Origin of the sequence: Mesorhizobium sp. B2-4-18 (genome assembly GCF_006441385.1) — a bacterium.
Lineage (GTDB): Bacteria > Pseudomonadota > Alphaproteobacteria > Rhizobiales > Rhizobiaceae > Mesorhizobium > Mesorhizobium australicum.
In genome coordinates this window covers 1-16,431 of the sequence record NZ_VFUW01000007.1, presented here as the reverse complement: position 1 = coordinate 16,431, position 16,431 = coordinate 1, and the positions used below count along the sequence as shown (strand labels likewise).

Below are 16,431 nucleotides of genomic sequence, written 5' to 3'. Positions count from 1 at the left end.
GCTCCATTCACTGGCTGGCAATGCCATTGTTCACGACAGGAATGGCGAGATCTTGATCGGCCCCAGTCGCCTTTGTCGGCGGCAATTTGTTGTCGCAGGCCGAGAAAGCCAAAGTCACCAGCGCGAGGATCAGTCCCAGCTTTTTCATGGCTACTTCCTCCACCCGCAGAACGAGGCGGTGTCGGTTTGGTTGCACGATTGCGCCGAGGGAACAAAATCCCCTGCCTCAGGTTGACCCAGCGAAGGAGGACCGCCGCATGATCCGTTTGCTTCTGGTTGGCACGCTGGCCTTTGTCACTTACCGTCTCGCCCGCAAGATGATCGACGAGGTTCCCGACAGTGTCGATCCGCTCTTGCTGCCAGCGCCCGCAAACGACCGCGAGGCGCTACGCCGGCAGTCGGCGTCGATGGGCGTTGACCCGAAACGCTGATTGCTCCCGCTGTATTGGCGGAACTGCTTCTCTGTTGCGAACAAAGCGGAAACGATGCTTGATGGGCGATGAACCTCGCCGCCCATGATTCGACGTTTTTGGAACAGACCGGCCAGCCGGCTTATCTCGCCCGGCTGAACGACGCCCAACGCCAGGCCGTCGAACATGGCGGCGGCAAGATTGCAGGCCCGCTGCTGGTTATCGCCGGCGCCGGCTCCGGCAAGACCAACACGCTGGCGCACCGCGTCGCCCACTTGATCGTCAAGGGAGCCGACCCGCGCCGCATCCTGCTGATGACGTTTTCGCGGCGCGCCGCATCCGAAATGGCGAGACGTGTCGAGCGCATCGCCGGCGAAGTGCTCGGCCGCGACGCCGCGGTGATCACGGACGCACTGACCTGGGCCGGCACTTTTCATGGCATCGGCGCGCGGCTGCTGCGGGACTATGCGCTGGAGATCGGCCTCGATCCGGCCTTCACCATCCATGATCGCGAGGATTCCGCCGATCTGATGAATCTCGTGCGCCACGAACTCGGTTTCTCCAGGACGGAAGCGCGCTTTCCGACCAAAGGCACCTGCCTTGCCATCTATTCGCGCGCCGTCAACGCGCAGGCGCCGCTGGGTGAGGTACTGGGGTCCGCCTTCCCCTGGTGCGCCGGCTGGGCCGAGCCGCTCAAGCAATTGTTTGCCGGTTACGTCGAGGCCAAGCAGGCGCAGAATGTGCTCGATTACGACGATTTGCTGCTCTACTGGGCGCAGATGACCGCCGAGCCTGAAATCGCCACGCATCTGGGCGGACGGTTCGACCATGTGCTGGTCGACGAATACCAGGACACCAACCGGCTGCAGGCCTCGATCCTGATGGCACTCAAGCCCGACGGCGCCGGGCTGACGGTCGTCGGTGACGACGCGCAGTCGATCTATTCGTTCCGGGCCGCCGAAGTGCGCAACATCCTCGACTTCCCTAGACAGTTCGCGCGGACCGCCGATGTGGTGATGCTGGAGCGCAATTATCGCTCGACCGAGACCATTCTGGCGGCCGCCAACGCGGTTATCGGCGAAGCCTCGGAGCGCTTCACCAAGAACCTGTGGTCGGAACGCAAATCCGCCGACAAACCGAGACTTGTGACCGTGCGCGACGAGGTCGAGCAAGCGAACTTCGTCTGCGACACCATCCTTGCCGAGCGCGAGGCCGGTACCGCGCTGAAGTCGCAGGCGGTGCTGTTTCGCGCCTCGCACCACAGCGGGCCGCTGGAGATCGAGCTGACGCGGCGCAACATCCCTTTCGTCAAGTTCGGTGGCCTGAAATTCCTCGATGCCGCGCATGTCAAGGACGTGCTGGCGGTACTGCGCTTTGCTGAAAATCCGCGCGATCGTGTCGCCGGCTTTCGCGTGCTGCAGCTTCTTCCCGGCATTGGCCCTTCCGCGGCCGCGCAGGTCGTCGAGGCCATGACGTCGGCGCTGGACGAGGCGATGGGACTGGCCGGCTGGCGTCCGCCGCAGCGCGCCGCCGACGACTGGCCCGGCTTCGTCTCGCTCTATTCCGGCTTGCGCGCCGGCGCCAAATGGCCGGCCGATCTCGAACAGGTCAGGCTGTGGTACGAACCGCATCTGGAGCGCATCCACGAGGATGCGATCACGCGCCGCGCCGACCTGCTGCAACTCGAGCAAATCGGCTTGGGCTATGCTTCGCGCGAACGCTTCCTGACCGAGCTGACGCTCGATCCGCCGGACGCAACCAGCGACCAGGCCGGCCCTCCGCACCGCGACGAGGACTATTTGATCTTGTCGACCATCCACTCGGCCAAGGGCCAGGAGTGGAAGAACGTCTTCGTGCTGAACACGGTCGATGGCTGCATTCCGGCCGATCTCGGTGTCGGCACCAAGGAAGATATCGAGGAGGAGCGACGGCTGCTCTACGTGGCGATGACACGGGCCAAGGACAATCTCAACCTCGTCATGCCCCAGCGCTTCTTTCCGCATGGCCAGGCGGCACGCGGCGACCGCCATGTCTACGCCTCGCGCACCCGTTTCATTCCGGCCTCCATCCTCGCCGCGTTCCAGCAGCTTTCGTGGCCAGCCGCGCAAGCGGCGCAAGGCAGGGCGCCTCGGCCGGAGGTGCGCGTCGACATCGGCGCGCGCATGCGCGGCATGTGGAAATAGCAGGAAGCCGATGCCGCAGCTGCCGATCAGGATCGCCATATCAGGCGCTCTCGGCCGCATGGGTCGCCAGATGGCGGATGCGGTGCGGGCCGATGCGCGTCTGGCGCTCGCCGGCTGCTTTCACCGTCCGGGCAGTGTCGGCGATGGGCTGGTGAGCGGCGACGAAGCAATTGCCATGGCTGACGTGGTCGTCGACTTCACCACGCCGGCCGCCTCCGCGGAACTGGCCAGATTGTGTGCCGGAAGGGGCGGGCCAGCCCTGGTGATTGGCTCGACAGGCTTCGAGCCCGCCGAGATGGCCACCATCGCCCATGCCGCGAAAACCATTGCCATCGTGCGCTCCGGCAGCTTCTCGCTCGGGCTCAACATGCTGGTCGGATTGGTCGAACAGGCAGCGCGGGCGCTCGACCCCGATGACTGGGATGCGGAGATTTTCGAGGCGCATCATCGCCACAAGATCGACGCGCCTTCGGGCACGGCGCTGATGCTGGGGCAGGCTGTTGCCGGCGGACGCGAAATCGGGCTGGAGACGGTTGCGAGGCGCGTCCGCGATGGCGTCACCGGCGCGCGGCCGGCGGGCGAGATAGGCTTCGCGGTGGCGCGGGGTGGCGCCATCATTGGTGAGCACAGCGTCAGCTTCTGCACGGAAGGCGAGACCGTCACCTTGGCGCATTCGGCTGGTGACCGCATCATGTTTGCACGCGGCGCCATCGCCGCGGCATTGTGGGTGGCGGGCCGCGCTCCCGGCGAATACGACATGCGCGACGTATTGGGTTTTGGCGCATCGTAACCAGCAGATCCTGGCTGTTTTCATTCCCCGGTTGCTAAAGTGGCTGAAAGCCAGCTGAAAGCTTGGGCATGCAATTGATTCATTGCGGCGTTCGCCGCGTGACCGGTGCGGGAGTGGCCGGCAGGAGGAATGCGGCGCAGCCTGGATGGCGCGCCGCCCAGGTGGAGGAAGTTACATGACCGGCTTGATCTCGAAGTGCATCTTGCGTTCGGCGGCGCTGACGCTCGCCATTGTCGGCACGGGCGCGACCGCGGCGTCCGCCGCGGACAAGATCACCATCATTGTCGGCGGCATGGAAAAGCAGATTTACCTGCCGGCCGTGCTCACCCAGCAGCTCGGCTACTTCAAGGATGAGGGGCTCGACGTCGAACTGATCAACTCGCGAGCCGGCGTCGAGGCCGAGAATGAATTGCTGGCCGGCGCCGTGCAGGGCGTTGTCGGCTTTTATGACCACACTGTCGACCTACAGTCAAAGGGCAAATACATCGAGTCGATCGTCCAGTTCAGCCAGGCCCCTGGCGAGGTCGAACTGGTCTCCGCCAAGCACCCGGAGATCAAGTCGCCGGCCGACTTCAAGGGCGCTACGCTGGGCGTCACCGGGCTTGGGTCGTCGACCGATTTCCTGACCCAATATCTTGCCGTCCGCAGCGGCCTGAAGCCGGGTGATTACACGCTGCTGCCGGTAGGCGCCGGCAACACCTTCATCGCCGCCGTCAAGCAGGACCAAATTCAGGCCGGCATGACCACGGAGCCGACCATCGCGAAATTGCTCAAGACCGGCGAGGCCAGTGTCCTGGTCGACATGCGCACGCCCGAAAAGACCAAGGAAGCGCTGGGCGGCGACTATCCTGCGGCATCCTTCTACGTCCAGTCTTCCTGGGTCGAAGGCCACAAGGACGAAGCACAGAAGCTCGCCAATGCCTTCGTCAAGACGATGAAGTTCATCGCCGGCCATTCGGCCGAGGAGATCGCCGACAAGATGCCGAAGGACTATTACGCCGGCAACAAGGATCTCTATATCCAGGGGCTCGCCGGCGGCAAGGCGATGTTCACGCCCGACGGACGCATGCCGGCCGATGGCCCCGAGACGGTGCTGAAAGTTCTGTCGACCTTCTCCAAGAGCCTGCAGGGCAAGCAGATCGACCTGTCGAAAACCTTCACGACGGAATTCGTCGACGCCGCCAAGTAGGCAGGCAGGCGAGGCGGGTTACCCGGTTCGCTCTTGAGGAACAACAAGTTGCGCCGCTGGCCTGAATCGATTTGGCAGCGGCGCGCCTACCGATGTCGAGAGATGGCGACCACAAGTTTTGGCCGCAGGCATTCTCGCATCATCGCCACAGGAGTATGCCATGCAAGTGCAAACGATGGCGGCTGAGAAGTTGTCTCAGGCCGCGCCGCCGGCCGATGCCGCGATCGCCATCGATGATGTGACGCTACGCTTCGTCACGCCCGACGGCCATATGATGACGGCGATCCGCGACTTCACCATGACGGTGGCGCGTGGCGAATTCGCCTGCGTCGTCGGGCCGACCGGCTGCGGCAAGTCGACGACACTCAACCTCGTCACCGGCCTGCTGCGGCCGACCACAGGTCATGTCCGCGTCATGGGCAAACCGGTCACCGATATCAGCCGCGACATCGGTTTCGTCTTCCAAGCCGATGCGCTTTTTCCCTGGCGAAGCGTCATCGACAATGTCGCCGCCGGTCCGCTTTATCGCGGGATCCCCAAGGCGCAGGCCTATGATCGGGCCCGCGACTGGATCGTCCGCGTCGGCCTCGGCCGCTTCGAAAAACATTATCCGCACCAGCTTTCGGGCGGCATGCGCAAGCGCGTCGCCCTTGCCCAGACCTTCATCAACCAGCCGAAGATTCTGCTTATGGACGAGCCGTTCAGTGCGCTCGACATGCAGACGCGCACGGCCATGCAGGACGAATTGCTCGGCCTGTGGTCGGAACAGAAATCCTCCGTCGTCTTCGTCACCCACGATCTGGAGGAGGCGGTGGCGCTGGCCGACAAGGTCTATGTGCTCACCGCCGGGCCGGGAACGGTCAAGAGTGTCTACCGCATCGACCTGCCGCGTCCGCGTGTCATGGCCGACATCCGTTACGACCCGAAATTCGTCGAGATCGCCAAGGTGATCTGGAACGACCTGCGCGAAGAAGTGCAGCTCGGCCAGAGCCGCACCTTGCAGAGCGGGCATTGAGAGGAGACACCAACATGACCGCTATCTCTCCCACCGCTTCCCATGCCGCCGTCCGCGATGCCTCCATTGCCGTTGCCGAGGCCCGGGCGAGGGCCCGGCTGCGCCGCCGCCATGCTTTGGTCATCGGCCTGCGCCTTGCTATCCTCGTTGCGTTCCTTGGCCTGTGGGAACTCGGCGCCGACTATAACATCATCGACCCGTTCTTCTTCGCCAGTCCCTCGGGCATCTGGGAACAGATCTGGTCCTGGATCACCGAGGGCACCTCGCAGGGACCGCTCTGGCTGCAGATCTATGTGACGCTGGAGGAAACCTTCCTCGGCTTCGCCATCGGCGCACTGGGCGGCATCGCCGCCGGCATCATTCTCGGCCGCAACCGGCTGCTGGCCGATGTCTTTTCGATCTACATCAAGATCGCCAATTCCGTGCCGCGCGTCGTGCTCGGCTCTGTCTTCATCATCGCGCTCGGCCTCGGCATGGCCTCGAAAGTGGCGCTCGCCGTGGTGATGGTGTTCTTCGTCGTTTTCGCCAACGCCTTCCAGGGGGTTCGCGAGGCCGATAGGGCGATGATCGCCAACGCCCAGATCCTCGGTGCCTCGCCGTTCCAGATCACCCGCACCGTCATTATCCCGTCGGCGATGAGCTGGATCCTGGCCAGCCTGCATGTCAGCTTCGGCTTTGCCTTGGTCGGCGCCGTGGTCGGCGAATTCCTCGGCGCCAAGCAAGGCATGGGCCTGCTGATCTCGACCGCGCAGGGCGCCTTCAACGCCAATGGCGTCTTCGCCGCCATGATCATCCTGGCGGTTATGGCGCTGGTGGTGGAATTCATCATCACCCGCTTCGAGAACTATGTCGTCAAGTGGCGGCCGGCGCCGTTCAACGAGCAGGGCACCTGATTTTGTTCCGAGGACAGTACGAGCTCGCGCTTGGTGCGGGTCGGTTCAGGCCAGGGGCAACCTGACCTCGACCACCAGACCGCCGGCCGCGCCATCCCCGAGGGTGACGCGGCCGCCGGCATTCTCGACAACCTCGCGCACGATGGCGAGGCCCAGGCCGCTGCCTTCCTCGGTCGAACCGGCGATGCGATAAAAGCGCTCGAACACGTGATCCCGCTCTTCGGCCGGGATGCCGGGTCCGTCATCGGCTACCGTCAACACGGCTTCGCTGTCGATGGCGGCCAGCTTCACCGTCACGCTGGCGCCTGCCGTCGAGTAACGCAGCGCGTTGTCGACAAGATTGACGATCATCTCGCGCAGCATGGTGCCGTCGCCAATGACTGCAACCGGCCCTGTTTCCTCCAGCCCGAGATCGATCTTGCGGGCGATCGCCGCGGGCGCCTGCGTTTCCAGTACATGGCGGGCGGCTTCTGTCAGGTCGATGCGATCGGCGCGTGGCCGCCGGCTGCCAGGCTCGGCACGCGACAGGGTGAGCAATTGTTCGGCCAGCCGCGCCAGCTTGCCGGAGCTGGCCTGCAGCGCCACCAGCGCTTCCTGGCGCGCATCGGTGGCGGTTTCGCGTAGCGCATAGCTTGCCTGCGTCGATAGCAGCGCCAGCGGCGTGCGCAATTGATGTGCGGCATTGGCGATGAAACGGCGCTGCGCTCCCATCTGCGCGCGCACCCGTTCCATGTAGGCGTTGAGCGCCTCTATCAGAGGCCGGATTTCGCTCTGCGCGCCCGGCACGTCAACCGGATCGAGGTCGCTTCGGCTTGGCGAACGCACCGCGTCGCGCAGGCTCATCAATGGCGCCAGGCCGCGGCGCAGGCCAAGCAGCACGAAGACGCCGGCGATCGCCACCAGCGCCAGTTGCTGGACGAAGGCGCTGAACCACAGCCGCTTCACCATCGCATCATGCCCGGAGAGCGTTATGCCCACGGTGACCGTTATGGGGGAATCGCCGCCGGCGCCGATCACCGCGTGGCTGAGCGTCAAGAGCCGCAACATATGGTCGCGATAGCTCGCCTCGGCGCTCGCATGCCGCGGCGCTTGCGGCAAATCGGGGTAACCGGTCAGCAACCGTCCTCCGGCGGTCTCGACGCGATAGTAGACGCTGTCGCGATCGCCGGTATCGAACATCTCGATCGCCGCCGGCGGGATGGTGGCATCGAGTACGCCATCGGCCATGGCGACCTGCTCGGCGATGGCACGGGCCGAGCCGACCAGCATGCGGTCGGTGACCAGATCGGCGGTCGCCAGAGCGTTGCGCTGGCTGGTCCACAGATTGATGGTCGCAAGCCCGGCCAGGGGGAGCACGACCCAGGCCAGCAATTGCAGACGCAGGCTGTTAGTCTTCATAGCGCCAAATCATCATGGCGCCAGATCTTCATGGCGCAAGAGATAGCCGAGGCCACGCAAAGTGGTGATCTGGACCCGCGACCCCTCGAGCTTCTTGCGCACACGGTGCACATAGATCTCGATGGCGCTTGGATCGGCGTCGGTCTCGAAATCGTAGATCGCCGCCGACAGGGCGGCCTTGCTTACCGTGCGTCCCGCCTTGATCATCAATTGTTCAAGCACGGCATGTTCGCGTGGTGTCAGGGCCAGTGTTTCACCGCCGAGCGAAAACAGCCTGGTGTTGGTGTCGTAGATGAGGTCGCCGCAGGCAACGACCGGTGCCGTCCGGTCATTGGCGCGGCGCAGTTGGACGCGGATGCGCGCTTCGAGCTCCTCTACCTGGAAGGGCTTCGCCAGATAGTCGTCGGCGCCTTCGTTGAGGCCTTTGACCCGGCCATCGAGGCTGGCATTGGCGGTCAGTACGATCACCGGCACCCGGTTGCCGCGGGCTCGCAGCATGCGCAGCACTTCCAGTCCGCCCATGCGGGGCAACGCAAGGTCGAGAATGACAAGCGCGTGGTCGCCGGCGGCAAGCGCGTGCTCGACATCCTCGCCGTCATGGACGATGTCGACGACATAATTCGCCTGGCGCAAGGTCTTGCCTAGCCAGTCCGCCAGTTCGCGATTGTCCTCCACAAGCAGCAATCGCATGTCTATTGCCGTTCCAGCATCCACTTCGGTCTCAACGGCCACCAAGGCTCGATCTACGATCCCATTCGGCAATCGGACCCGGATGATCGATAGTATCGATCGCAACGCAAGGCAAATGCGGCTTGGCTGCGGCCTGCGACGTTTTTCGCGGGCTAGATGCCTCGCGACGCGAAATCCTCCCAAGGGCACGCCACTAGACGGACAGAACAAAGAGCGGTGGGTCTGGCCCGCCGCTCTTGTTTTGAATGAGGTCAGACCGAAGGCCGCCGATCTTCTCAGTAGGCAAAACATCTCACGTCCAGGAATAAAACCAGGCTGCTTGTGGTCTTCTCCTCAGCGGAACCGTCCTCCCAAGACGCCGCCCAACGGATGAACAGGAGATTGAAATGAACAGACTTGCTCTCGCTACCGCCGCTATCCTTGTCGCAGCCGGGGGTGCATTCGCCGGCAGCGACCACTATGGCTCCGACAATGCCAACCAGCCGGTCGCCCCGGTCGCCGGCGTGGATCACGCCGCCACGGGCGCCGTCAACGACACGGATATGATCAAACACAAGACCGCCGACACCAAGATGAAGCCAGCCACCGACTGGCCCGAGCCTGGCCAGGGCATCTGGGGTAACTGATGTCGCGGCTGCGGCGGGTCTGATCTGCCGCACCCGCGGACATTAGACTTCTAGCTCAGATCCTTCGGCCGCAGGCAATGTGTCAGCCTGGCGGCCGACACCCCGGACCAATCGTCTTCAAGGACGAAGCGCGCGAGGGCTGCTGTCGGAAACTTTTCCTCGAGCCTCTTGCGCGCCTTCGCCTCCGATCCCGGTCCGGCAAGCTGTTTTGCCAGCTCCTCAAGGCCCGGATTGTGGCCGAGAACCAGCAGGCAGCTGGTCGAAGGGTCCGCTTTGCGTAGCTGACCCAGAATATCCGCCGCTGCGGCATCGTAGAGCGCCTCGGCAAACGCGACCCGGGGATGCACTGGCAGTTCCGCCGCCACCAGCCGCCAGGTATCGCGGGTGCGCAGCGCCGGCGACACCAGCGCCTGATCCGGCAGCCAGTTGCGCGCTCCAAGCTCGCGGCCGATCAGCCGGGCCGCCTTCAACCCACGTTCCGCCAACGGTCGGTCGAAATCGTCGAGGTCAGGGTCGTCCCAACTCGATTTGGCATGACGCAGCAGGAGCAGCTGTTTCATCGCTGCGCTCTCGCTCAGGGCGTGATCCGCGCCAGGTGCTCGAGGTCGGCTTCCTCGCGCAGCGGATCGGGCGCCATCACCACCGAGGTGCCGTTGTCGGCATCGTCGGCGAAGTGGGCAAGAACCGTATGCCCGGCCTCCATGCGTGCCTTGCCTTCGGCGACCAGTCCAAGCGCCAGCGGGTAGAGCCGGTGCTCTGCCTTGAGCACGCGCGCGGCCAGCGTATCGGCATTGTCGCCGACCATCACCGGCACGGCCGCTTGCGCGATGATCGGGCCATCATCCATCTCGGACGTGACGAAATGCACCGTGCAGCCATGGATGCGGATGCCGGCGGCCAACGCGCGCGCATGGGTGTCGAGCCCCTTGAAGGCCGGCAGCAGGGCAGGGTGGATGTTGATCATGCGGCCCTGCCATTTCTGGACAAAGCCGGGGGTCAGGAGGCGCATATAGCCGGCCAGCGCCACGATGTCGGCGTTGAAGGCCGCAAGTGCCGCGTCGATCGCCGCGTCATGCGCCTGCTTGCTGCCATGGTCGGCGCGGGAAATGACCTGGGTGGCGATGCCGCGTGCCCTGGCGATGCCGAGGCCGGCGGCGTCCGCCTTGTCGGAAATGACGCCGGCAATCTCGGCCGGGAAGGCCGGATCGCTGGCCGCCGCGATCAGCGCGGTCATGTTGGAGCCGCGCCCCGAAATCAAGACAACGGTGCGTTTTCTCTGCGTGCTCATAGGCCGATCGAGCCCCGATAGATGACGCCGGCGTCGCGGCGCGGCACGATGCGGCCGATCGGCGTCACCGTCTCGCCGGCTTCCTGCAGCACGGCAGCGACCTGCGCCGCCTGACCGGAAGCGACAGCCAAAATCATGCCGATGCCGCAATTGAAGGTGCGCATCATCTCCTCCGGCGCCACGCCGCCTGTCTTGGCCAGCCAGGAAAACACCGGCGGCACGTCGATGGCATTGAGGTCAAGTTCGGCGGAAAAGTCCTTGGGCAGCACGCGCGGAATGTTTTCCGGAAAACCGCCGCCGGTGATGTGCGCCAGCGCCTTGATGCCATGCGTGTTGCGGATCGCCTTGAGGATCGACTTGACGTAGATGCGGGTGGGTTCGAGCAGTGCCTCGGCAAGCGTCGCCTCGTCGTTGAACGGTGCTGGATCGTTCCACGCCAGACCGCTGGCGGCGACGATGCGGCGCACCAGCGAGAAACCATTCGAATGCAGGCCAGAAGAGGCCAGCCCGAGCAGCACGTCGCCCTCGACGATGTCGTCGGTGGGCAGGAGCTGGCCGCGTTCGGCCGCACCCACGGCAAAGCCAGCAAGGTCATAGTCCTTGCCGTGATACATGCCCGGCATTTCCGCCGTCTCGCCGCCGATCAGCGCGCAGCCGGCCTGACGGCAGCCCTGCGCGATGCCGCCGACAATCGCGGCACCCTGATCGGGATCGAGTTTGCCGGTGGCGAAATAGTCGAGGAAGAACAGCGGTTCGGCACCCTGCACGACGATATCGTTGACGCACATGGCGACAAGGTCGATGCCGATCGTGTCGTGTTTTCCCGCCTCGATGGCGATCTTGAGCTTGGTGCCGACGCCGTCATTGGCTGCTACCAGCACCGGATCGGTGAAACCGGCCGCTTTCAGATCGAACAGGCCGCCGAAGCCGCCGATCTCGCCATCCGCGCCCGGCCTGCGCGTCGCGCGCACCAGCGGCTTGATCTTCTCGACCATGAGGTTGCCGGCATCGATATCGACGCCCGCCTGCGCATAGGTGAGCCCGTTTCCGCGCTTGGCCGTTTTGTTCTGGCCCGTTTTATGCTGGCCGGTTTCGCGCTTGCTCATCGCAATGTTCCTGCTCGTTTGCGGGCTCTTCGCATGAACGGTTTCGGTCCGCAAGGATAACGGCCGAACCGGGCTTCGTTTGGCCGACAAAAGCGTGGATAGCCGGGGGCATCGCACTCAGTGCTTGCGGCTGGCCCAGCCGGCTCTCCCTTGCCTCGGCCCTCCATCTCCCTCATCTATCTCAACGCATAATACGGCGGGACAATGCGTTGACCATCCCCAACCTGATCACCATGCTGCGCGTTGTCCTGGTGCCTGCCGTGGTGTTGGCCATGCTGCAGGCGCGTTGGGACTGGGCCTTTGCCGGCTTCGTCGTTGCCGGCATTTCCGACGGCGTCGACGGCTTCATCGCCCGCCGCTTCAACCAGCAGTCCAGGTTCGGCGCCTATCTCGATCCGATCGCCGACAAGCTGCTGCTGGTTTCGGTGTTCGTCGTCATGGGCATCATCGGTCAGTTGCCGCTGTGGCTGGTCGTCACCATGGTGTCGCGTGACGCCTTGATCGTCTGCGCGGTCCTGTTGTCCACGGCGATGGCCCATCCGGTCGAGATTAAACCGTTCCTGGTCTCCAAGGCGAATACCGCCGTCCAGATCGTGCTGGCGGCGGTTGTGCTGGGCGAACTCGCCTTTGCCGTGCACCTCGACCCTCTGCGGCCAGGCCTCATATTGCTGTCCGGGGTCTTGACCGTGGCTTCGGCCGCGGCCTATCTCGTGGCTTGGCTGAGGCATATGAGCGGCTATGGCGAAGGCGGTAAATCAGGCTGACAAGCCCATCGACGGCAGGCCTGCCCGCAAGCCGGCCGCCCGCAAGGCGGCGCTGGGCAAGACCGACGACGGCCAGATGGGTGTCGTCGTGCCGGAAGGCGAGACGGCGGCAGAGGCCGAGGCGTCGGCCACGTTCCGGCGCCAGATATTCTTCTGGCTGGCGGGTGCCGCGATCCTGGCGCTCTTCCTTTATGTCTTCAGCGACATCCTGCTGCCCTTCGTCGCCGGCATGGTGCTTGCCTATTTCCTCGATCCGGTCGCCGACCGTCTGCAGCGGCTCGGCCTCAGCCGCTTCATGGCGACGGCGGTCATCCTCATCACATTCCTGATCGTGCTGGTGCTGGCCTTGGTCATCCTCATTCCGGTGCTGGCGACACAGATGGCCGATTTCGCCGGCAAGCTGCCGGAGTACCTGACCCGGCTGCAGAGCCTGATCACCTCCTTTGATCCGAAGTGGCTGGAACAGAAATTCGGCGTTAACGCCAATGGCTTGCGCGATGGGTTGAACTCACTGCTGACCTCCGGTTTCGGCCTGCTCACGACGGTTTTCACTTCGATCTGGAGTTCGGGCGTGGCGCTGGTCTCGGTGGTCAGCCTGTTCGTGGTGACGCCGGTCGTGGCCTTCTACATGCTGCTCGACTGGGACCGCATGGTGGCGGTCATCGACAGCTGGGTGCCGCGCGACAACGTCGCCACGGTCCGCGCCATCGCGCGCGACGTCAACACCGCCACTGCCGGCTTCGTGCGCGGCCAGGGTACGCTCTGCCTGGTGCTGGGCGCCATGTACGCCACCGGCCTTACGCTGACCGGGCTGAACTTCGCCATCCTCATCGGCCTGTTCGCCGGGCTGATCTCCTTCATCCCCTATGTCGGCTCATTGACCGGGCTGGTGCTGGCCGTCGGCGTCGCCTTCGTTCAGTTCTGGCCTGACTGGACGATGATCGTCGCGGTTGCGGTGGTCTTCTTCATCGGCCAGTTCATCGAAGGCAACATCCTGCAGCCCAGGCTGGTCGGCAAAAGCGTCGGCCTGCATCCTGTATGGCTGATGTTCGCGCTGTTCGCCTTCGGCGCGCTGTTCGGCTTCGTCGGCCTTTTGATTGCCGTGCCGGCTTCGGCGGCGGTTGCGGTGCTGGTGCGATTTGCCATCGCCCGTTATCTCGAATCGCCGCTCTACAAAGGCCATGCGACAGAACCCGCACCGCCACTGCCAGCTGATCGCGGCGGCGGCCACCGCTCGCAACCGCGTCGCTGAAGTGACCGCGCAGCGAACCGACCCGCCACGCCAGTTGCCGCTCGATCTCGGCCATGGCACCGGTTACTCGCGTGATGAGCTGGTCGTCTCCGGCACCAACAACCAGGCGGCCGCACTGGTCGACCGCTGGCCGGATTGGCCAGCACCGGTGGTCGTGCTGGCGGGCCCAGCCGGCTCCGGCAAGACGCATCTGGCCTCGATCTGGGGCGCGCGCGCCAAGGCGGTGACTGTCGACGCCAGGCGCATTGGCGACAGCATCGCAAATCTTGGTGCCCGCCCGGCCCTGATCGATGATGTCGACGCACGCGCGGTCGACGAACTGGGCCTGTTCCATCTCATCAATGCGGTGCGTGGCGCCGGCTCGACGCTGCTTTTGACCGCACGCCGCTTTCCCTCGGCCTGGGGTGTGTCGCTGCCCGATCTTGCATCGCGGCTCAAGGCTGCGGCGACCGTCGAGATCCATGAGCCCGATGATCTCCTGCTCGCCGGTGTCATCACCAAGCTGTTCGCCGACCGCCAGGTCGAGGTCGAGCCGCATGTCGTGCAGTATTTGGTGCGGCGCATCGAGCGTTCTCTGGCAACCGCGATGCGTGTGGTGGAGCGCCTGGATCGTACCGCCCTGGAGCGCAAGATGCCGATTACAAGGACGCTGGCCGCCGAAACCATCAATGCCATGGACGAAGGGCAGGGCGAGTTCGAGATTTGATGACTTCAGGCTTCCACCTGTCCTCGTCTCGACTGAGTCCCATTTTGGGAAACAAGACTGGCACTTATCTTGCTGCGTGAGCTTGCCGGCTAACCCCGGTCCTGATTGCGTTCCAAATCAGGTTGTAGGCTCGCCGGGACTGAGGCGGTTGGGGTTCTCGCCCGGCGAGCTTGCGTTCAAAATGCATCGAGCGGGTGCCGCCGCAGCGGACATCCACCCCAACGACACGGACCACCCCCGCATTGTCGAAACTCTTGAAATAGACCACTCGATGGTCTATTTCTCGATTAAAAGATTTGGACCGGAGAATGGTCCATGCGGAGTATTCGATGCAGGTATCCGTTACCGACGCCAAGGGACAGCTGACCGAGCTGGTGCGCCGCGCTGAGGCGGGCGACGAGGTCATTCTGACCCGTCACGGCCATGCGGCCGTGCGGCTGGTTCCCATCAAGGCAATGCCCGGCAAGGAAGGTCGCCGGACGCTCATGGAAGCGGCGCGTGCGGCAGGGGCGGCCAAGATGAAGGCCGGACCATCCGCTGCCCGCAGCCAGGACTTCCTTTATGGCGATGACGGCATGCCAGAATGATCGCGGTCGATACGTCGGCGCTTATGGCGATCGTCCTGAATGAACTTCAGGCCGACGCCTGCATGGCCGCGCTCGCAGCCGAGAACGACCTCCTGATCTCCGCCGGCACCGTTGCCGAGGCGCTGATCGTCGCGGCCCATCGTGGCGTCGCCGCCGAGCTGTCCAGCCTGATTGACGGGCTTGGTTTCGAGGTGGTGGTGGTAACGCCGGCCTCGGCCCGGCGTATCGCCGAAGCCTATGCGCGATGGGGCAAGGGCAGCCATCCGGCCGCGCTCAATTTCGGCGATTGTTTCTCCTACGAGGTGGCGAAGGAGCACGCTTGCCGGCTGTTGTATGTCGGAGCCGATTTTTCGAAAACCGATATAGAGGGTGTGCTCTCAACGTAACACTGCCGGCCGGTGAGCTTGCGGCCAATCACAGCCACATTCTGACGAAATGCCGGACCAACAGATAGACGGCCGAGTGCGCGGCAATATAGCAGGCCGCGACCAGCACAAAAATCCCGATGCTGGCTGCCCACGAACGGGAGGCGACGATGCCAGGTGCGAGCCTGCCGTGCCTGCGGCTCCCGCGATTGTTCCACGTCGCCAAGGCGGCACAGGCGATCGCCCATGCCACCATGAACGGAACCGTCACGCCCGCATAGGCGAAATAGGCCGGCCCGAACAGCGACACCCAAGCATCTATCCCAAGCACCGCCACCCCCCGTTTGCCGCAGCTTAAGCCAGCAATGGCGATGGAAGCGAGCCTGAAATAATGACACGCGGATAAGGGCCAAAACCCCTTCGGTGCCATCGGTGTCGCATTTTAAATGAGAAATGGTCGGAGTGGAGAGATTCGAACTCCCGACCCTCTGGTCCCAAACCAGATGCGCTACCAGCCTGCGCTACACTCCGAACGGTCTGTTGCCTATTCATTTCGGTGGTACATGGCAAGTGCAAAAACCTTGCCGCCGCTGCCAATGCGCAGTAATGACGGGCGAAGAGGCGGCGATGCCGCCTTGCCAACAAAGAGGTGGCCATGTCCGCGCGCATTTTCAGCCCAGCCAAAACCGCGATGCAGTCCGGCAAGGCCAAGACCGGCCATTGGGTGCTGGAATTCGACCCCGAGATGCGCAAGAAGATCGATCCCTTGATGGGCTACACCACGTCGGGTGACATGAGAAGCCAGATCCGGCTCACCTTCGACACGCGCGAAGAAGCGGTGGCCTACGCGGAAAAGGAAGGGCTTGCCTTCCGTGTCGAGGAACCGAAAGAGACCAAGCGCCGCCAGATTTCCTATGCGGAGAATTTCCGCTATGACCGCAGGACGCCCTGGACGCACTGAAAGGCGGCAGGCCCAAGCATCCAGCCGGCCGTTGGCCGGCCGACGGTCCCGTAGCTCAGCTGGATAGAGCACCGGCCTTCTAAGCCGATGGTCACAGGTTCGAATCCTGTCGGGATCGCCAATAATTTCTAGGTCCGTTCCGGACACATAGGTTACGGTTTATACCGGAGACATGGGTAACACTTTTGGCCCGAAGGGGTTTTGGAGT

Annotated in this window: 20 protein-coding genes and 2 tRNA genes; 14 read left to right on the top strand and 8 right to left on the bottom strand. The window is 64.0% G+C overall.

What is annotated here, in order from left to right:
- Positions 1-7: 7 nt before the first annotated feature.
- Positions 8-148 (bottom strand): hypothetical protein, encoded by a 141-nt coding sequence (locus tag FJ527_RS29330; RefSeq protein ID WP_015318450.1) that lies wholly within the window; start codon positions 146-148, stop codon positions 8-10.
- Between the two features lie 109 nt (positions 149-257).
- On the opposite strand from FJ527_RS29330, the gene FJ527_RS29325 reads away from it, so the two are divergent.
- The 6 genes from FJ527_RS29325 to FJ527_RS17685 all read left to right on the top strand — a co-directional run bounded on the left by FJ527_RS29325 (position 258) and on the right by FJ527_RS17685 (position 6,480).
- Positions 258-431 carry a hypothetical protein gene (locus FJ527_RS29325; protein WP_015318449.1) on the top strand — a complete coding sequence of 58 codons (174 nt, stop codon included), beginning with the start codon at positions 258-260 and terminating at the stop codon, positions 429-431.
- A gap of 68 nt (positions 432-499) precedes the next feature.
- A complete protein-coding gene (locus FJ527_RS17705) occupies positions 500-2,593 on the top strand; it encodes an ATP-dependent helicase (RefSeq protein ID WP_140823706.1) in 2,094 nt (697 codons plus the stop codon).
- A gap of 10 nt (positions 2,594-2,603) precedes the next feature.
- A complete protein-coding gene (gene dapB, locus FJ527_RS17700) occupies positions 2,604-3,383 on the top strand; it encodes a 4-hydroxy-tetrahydrodipicolinate reductase (RefSeq protein ID WP_140823705.1) in 780 nt (259 codons plus the stop codon).
- A 175-nt stretch (positions 3,384-3,558) separates the two neighbouring features.
- Entirely contained in the window at positions 3,559-4,572 is a 1,014-nt protein-coding gene (locus FJ527_RS17695; protein WP_140617183.1) for an ABC transporter substrate-binding protein, read from the top strand.
- A gap of 160 nt (positions 4,573-4,732) precedes the next feature.
- A complete protein-coding gene (locus FJ527_RS17690; protein WP_140823704.1) occupies positions 4,733-5,587 on the top strand; it encodes an ABC transporter ATP-binding protein in 855 nt (284 codons plus the stop codon).
- A gap of 14 nt (positions 5,588-5,601) precedes the next feature.
- A complete protein-coding gene (locus FJ527_RS17685; RefSeq protein WP_015318444.1) occupies positions 5,602-6,480 on the top strand; it encodes an ABC transporter permease in 879 nt (292 codons plus the stop codon).
- A 45-nt stretch (positions 6,481-6,525) separates the two neighbouring features.
- Here FJ527_RS17685 and FJ527_RS17680 read toward each other — a convergent pair whose 3' ends face one another.
- Both FJ527_RS17680 and FJ527_RS17675 read right to left on the bottom strand, forming a co-directional pair.
- Positions 6,526-7,878 (bottom strand): sensor histidine kinase, encoded by a 1,353-nt coding sequence (locus tag FJ527_RS17680; RefSeq protein ID WP_140617182.1) that lies wholly within the window; start codon positions 7,876-7,878, stop codon positions 6,526-6,528.
- 12 nt (positions 7,879-7,890) lie between these two features.
- Positions 7,891-8,568, bottom strand: a complete 678-nt coding sequence (locus FJ527_RS17675; RefSeq protein WP_140823703.1) for a response regulator — start codon at positions 8,566-8,568, stop codon at positions 7,891-7,893.
- A gap of 386 nt (positions 8,569-8,954) precedes the next feature.
- Between FJ527_RS17675 and FJ527_RS17670 the strand changes: the two genes are divergently transcribed.
- Positions 8,955-9,194, top strand: coding sequence for a DUF680 domain-containing protein (locus FJ527_RS17670; RefSeq protein ID WP_015318438.1), 240 nt, complete (start codon positions 8,955-8,957; stop codon positions 9,192-9,194).
- A 50-nt stretch (positions 9,195-9,244) separates the two neighbouring features.
- On the opposite strand, the gene FJ527_RS17665 is transcribed toward FJ527_RS17670, so the two are convergent.
- Genes FJ527_RS17665 through purM form a run of 3 tightly spaced genes read right to left on the bottom strand, consistent with a single transcriptional unit; the run spans position 9,245 to position 11,588 of the window.
- Positions 9,245-9,754, bottom strand: coding sequence for a histidine phosphatase family protein (locus tag FJ527_RS17665; protein WP_015318437.1), 510 nt, complete (start codon positions 9,752-9,754; stop codon positions 9,245-9,247).
- 14 nt (positions 9,755-9,768) lie between these two features.
- Positions 9,769-10,482 carry a phosphoribosylglycinamide formyltransferase gene (gene purN / locus FJ527_RS17660; RefSeq protein ID WP_140617179.1) on the bottom strand — a complete coding sequence of 238 codons (714 nt, stop codon included), beginning with the start codon at positions 10,480-10,482 and terminating at the stop codon, positions 9,769-9,771.
- Complete coding sequence (purM, locus tag FJ527_RS17655; RefSeq protein ID WP_140617178.1) at positions 10,479-11,588, bottom strand: phosphoribosylformylglycinamidine cyclo-ligase; 1,110 nt, start codon at positions 11,586-11,588, stop codon at positions 10,479-10,481. The genes purN and purM overlap by 4 nt, the downstream gene beginning before the upstream one ends.
- A 209-nt stretch (positions 11,589-11,797) precedes the next feature.
- On the opposite strand from purM, the gene FJ527_RS17650 reads away from it, so the two are divergent.
- The 5 genes from FJ527_RS17650 (at position 11,798) to FJ527_RS17630 (ending at position 15,283) form a co-directional block, all read left to right on the top strand.
- Positions 11,798-12,352 carry a CDP-alcohol phosphatidyltransferase family protein gene (locus FJ527_RS17650; protein WP_015318434.1) on the top strand — a complete coding sequence of 185 codons (555 nt, stop codon included), beginning with the start codon at positions 11,798-11,800 and terminating at the stop codon, positions 12,350-12,352.
- A gap of 76 nt (positions 12,353-12,428) precedes the next feature.
- Positions 12,429-13,604, top strand: coding sequence for an AI-2E family transporter (locus FJ527_RS17645; protein WP_140823857.1), 1,176 nt, complete (start codon positions 12,429-12,431; stop codon positions 13,602-13,604).
- 1 nt (position 13,605) lies between these two features.
- Entirely contained in the window at positions 13,606-14,310 is a 705-nt protein-coding gene (hdaA, locus tag FJ527_RS17640) for a DnaA regulatory inactivator HdaA (RefSeq protein WP_140823856.1), read from the top strand.
- 329 nt (positions 14,311-14,639) lie between these two features.
- On the top strand, positions 14,640-14,897 hold the full coding sequence (locus FJ527_RS17635; RefSeq protein WP_015318431.1) for a type II toxin-antitoxin system prevent-host-death family antitoxin: 258 nt from the start codon (positions 14,640-14,642) through the stop codon (positions 14,895-14,897).
- A complete protein-coding gene (locus tag FJ527_RS17630; RefSeq protein WP_015318430.1) occupies positions 14,894-15,283 on the top strand; it encodes a type II toxin-antitoxin system VapC family toxin in 390 nt (129 codons plus the stop codon). The genes FJ527_RS17635 and FJ527_RS17630 overlap by 4 nt, the downstream gene beginning before the upstream one ends.
- Before the next feature lie 28 nt (positions 15,284-15,311).
- On the opposite strand, the gene FJ527_RS17625 is transcribed toward FJ527_RS17630, so the two are convergent.
- Together FJ527_RS17625 and FJ527_RS17620 are read right to left on the bottom strand one after the other, a co-directional pair.
- Positions 15,312-15,692 carry a hypothetical protein gene (locus tag FJ527_RS17625; protein WP_246677735.1) on the bottom strand — a complete coding sequence of 127 codons (381 nt, stop codon included), beginning with the start codon at positions 15,690-15,692 and terminating at the stop codon, positions 15,312-15,314.
- 24 nt (positions 15,693-15,716) lie between these two features.
- Positions 15,717-15,793, bottom strand: a tRNA-Pro gene (locus FJ527_RS17620).
- A gap of 124 nt (positions 15,794-15,917) precedes the next feature.
- Here FJ527_RS17620 and FJ527_RS17615 point away from each other — a divergent pair.
- Positions 15,918-16,223, top strand: a complete 306-nt coding sequence (locus tag FJ527_RS17615) for an ETC complex I subunit (protein WP_015318428.1) — start codon at positions 15,918-15,920, stop codon at positions 16,221-16,223.
- A 44-nt stretch (positions 16,224-16,267) separates the two neighbouring features.
- A tRNA-Arg gene (locus FJ527_RS17610) sits at positions 16,268-16,344 on the top strand.
- Positions 16,345-16,431: the final 87 nt, after the last annotated feature.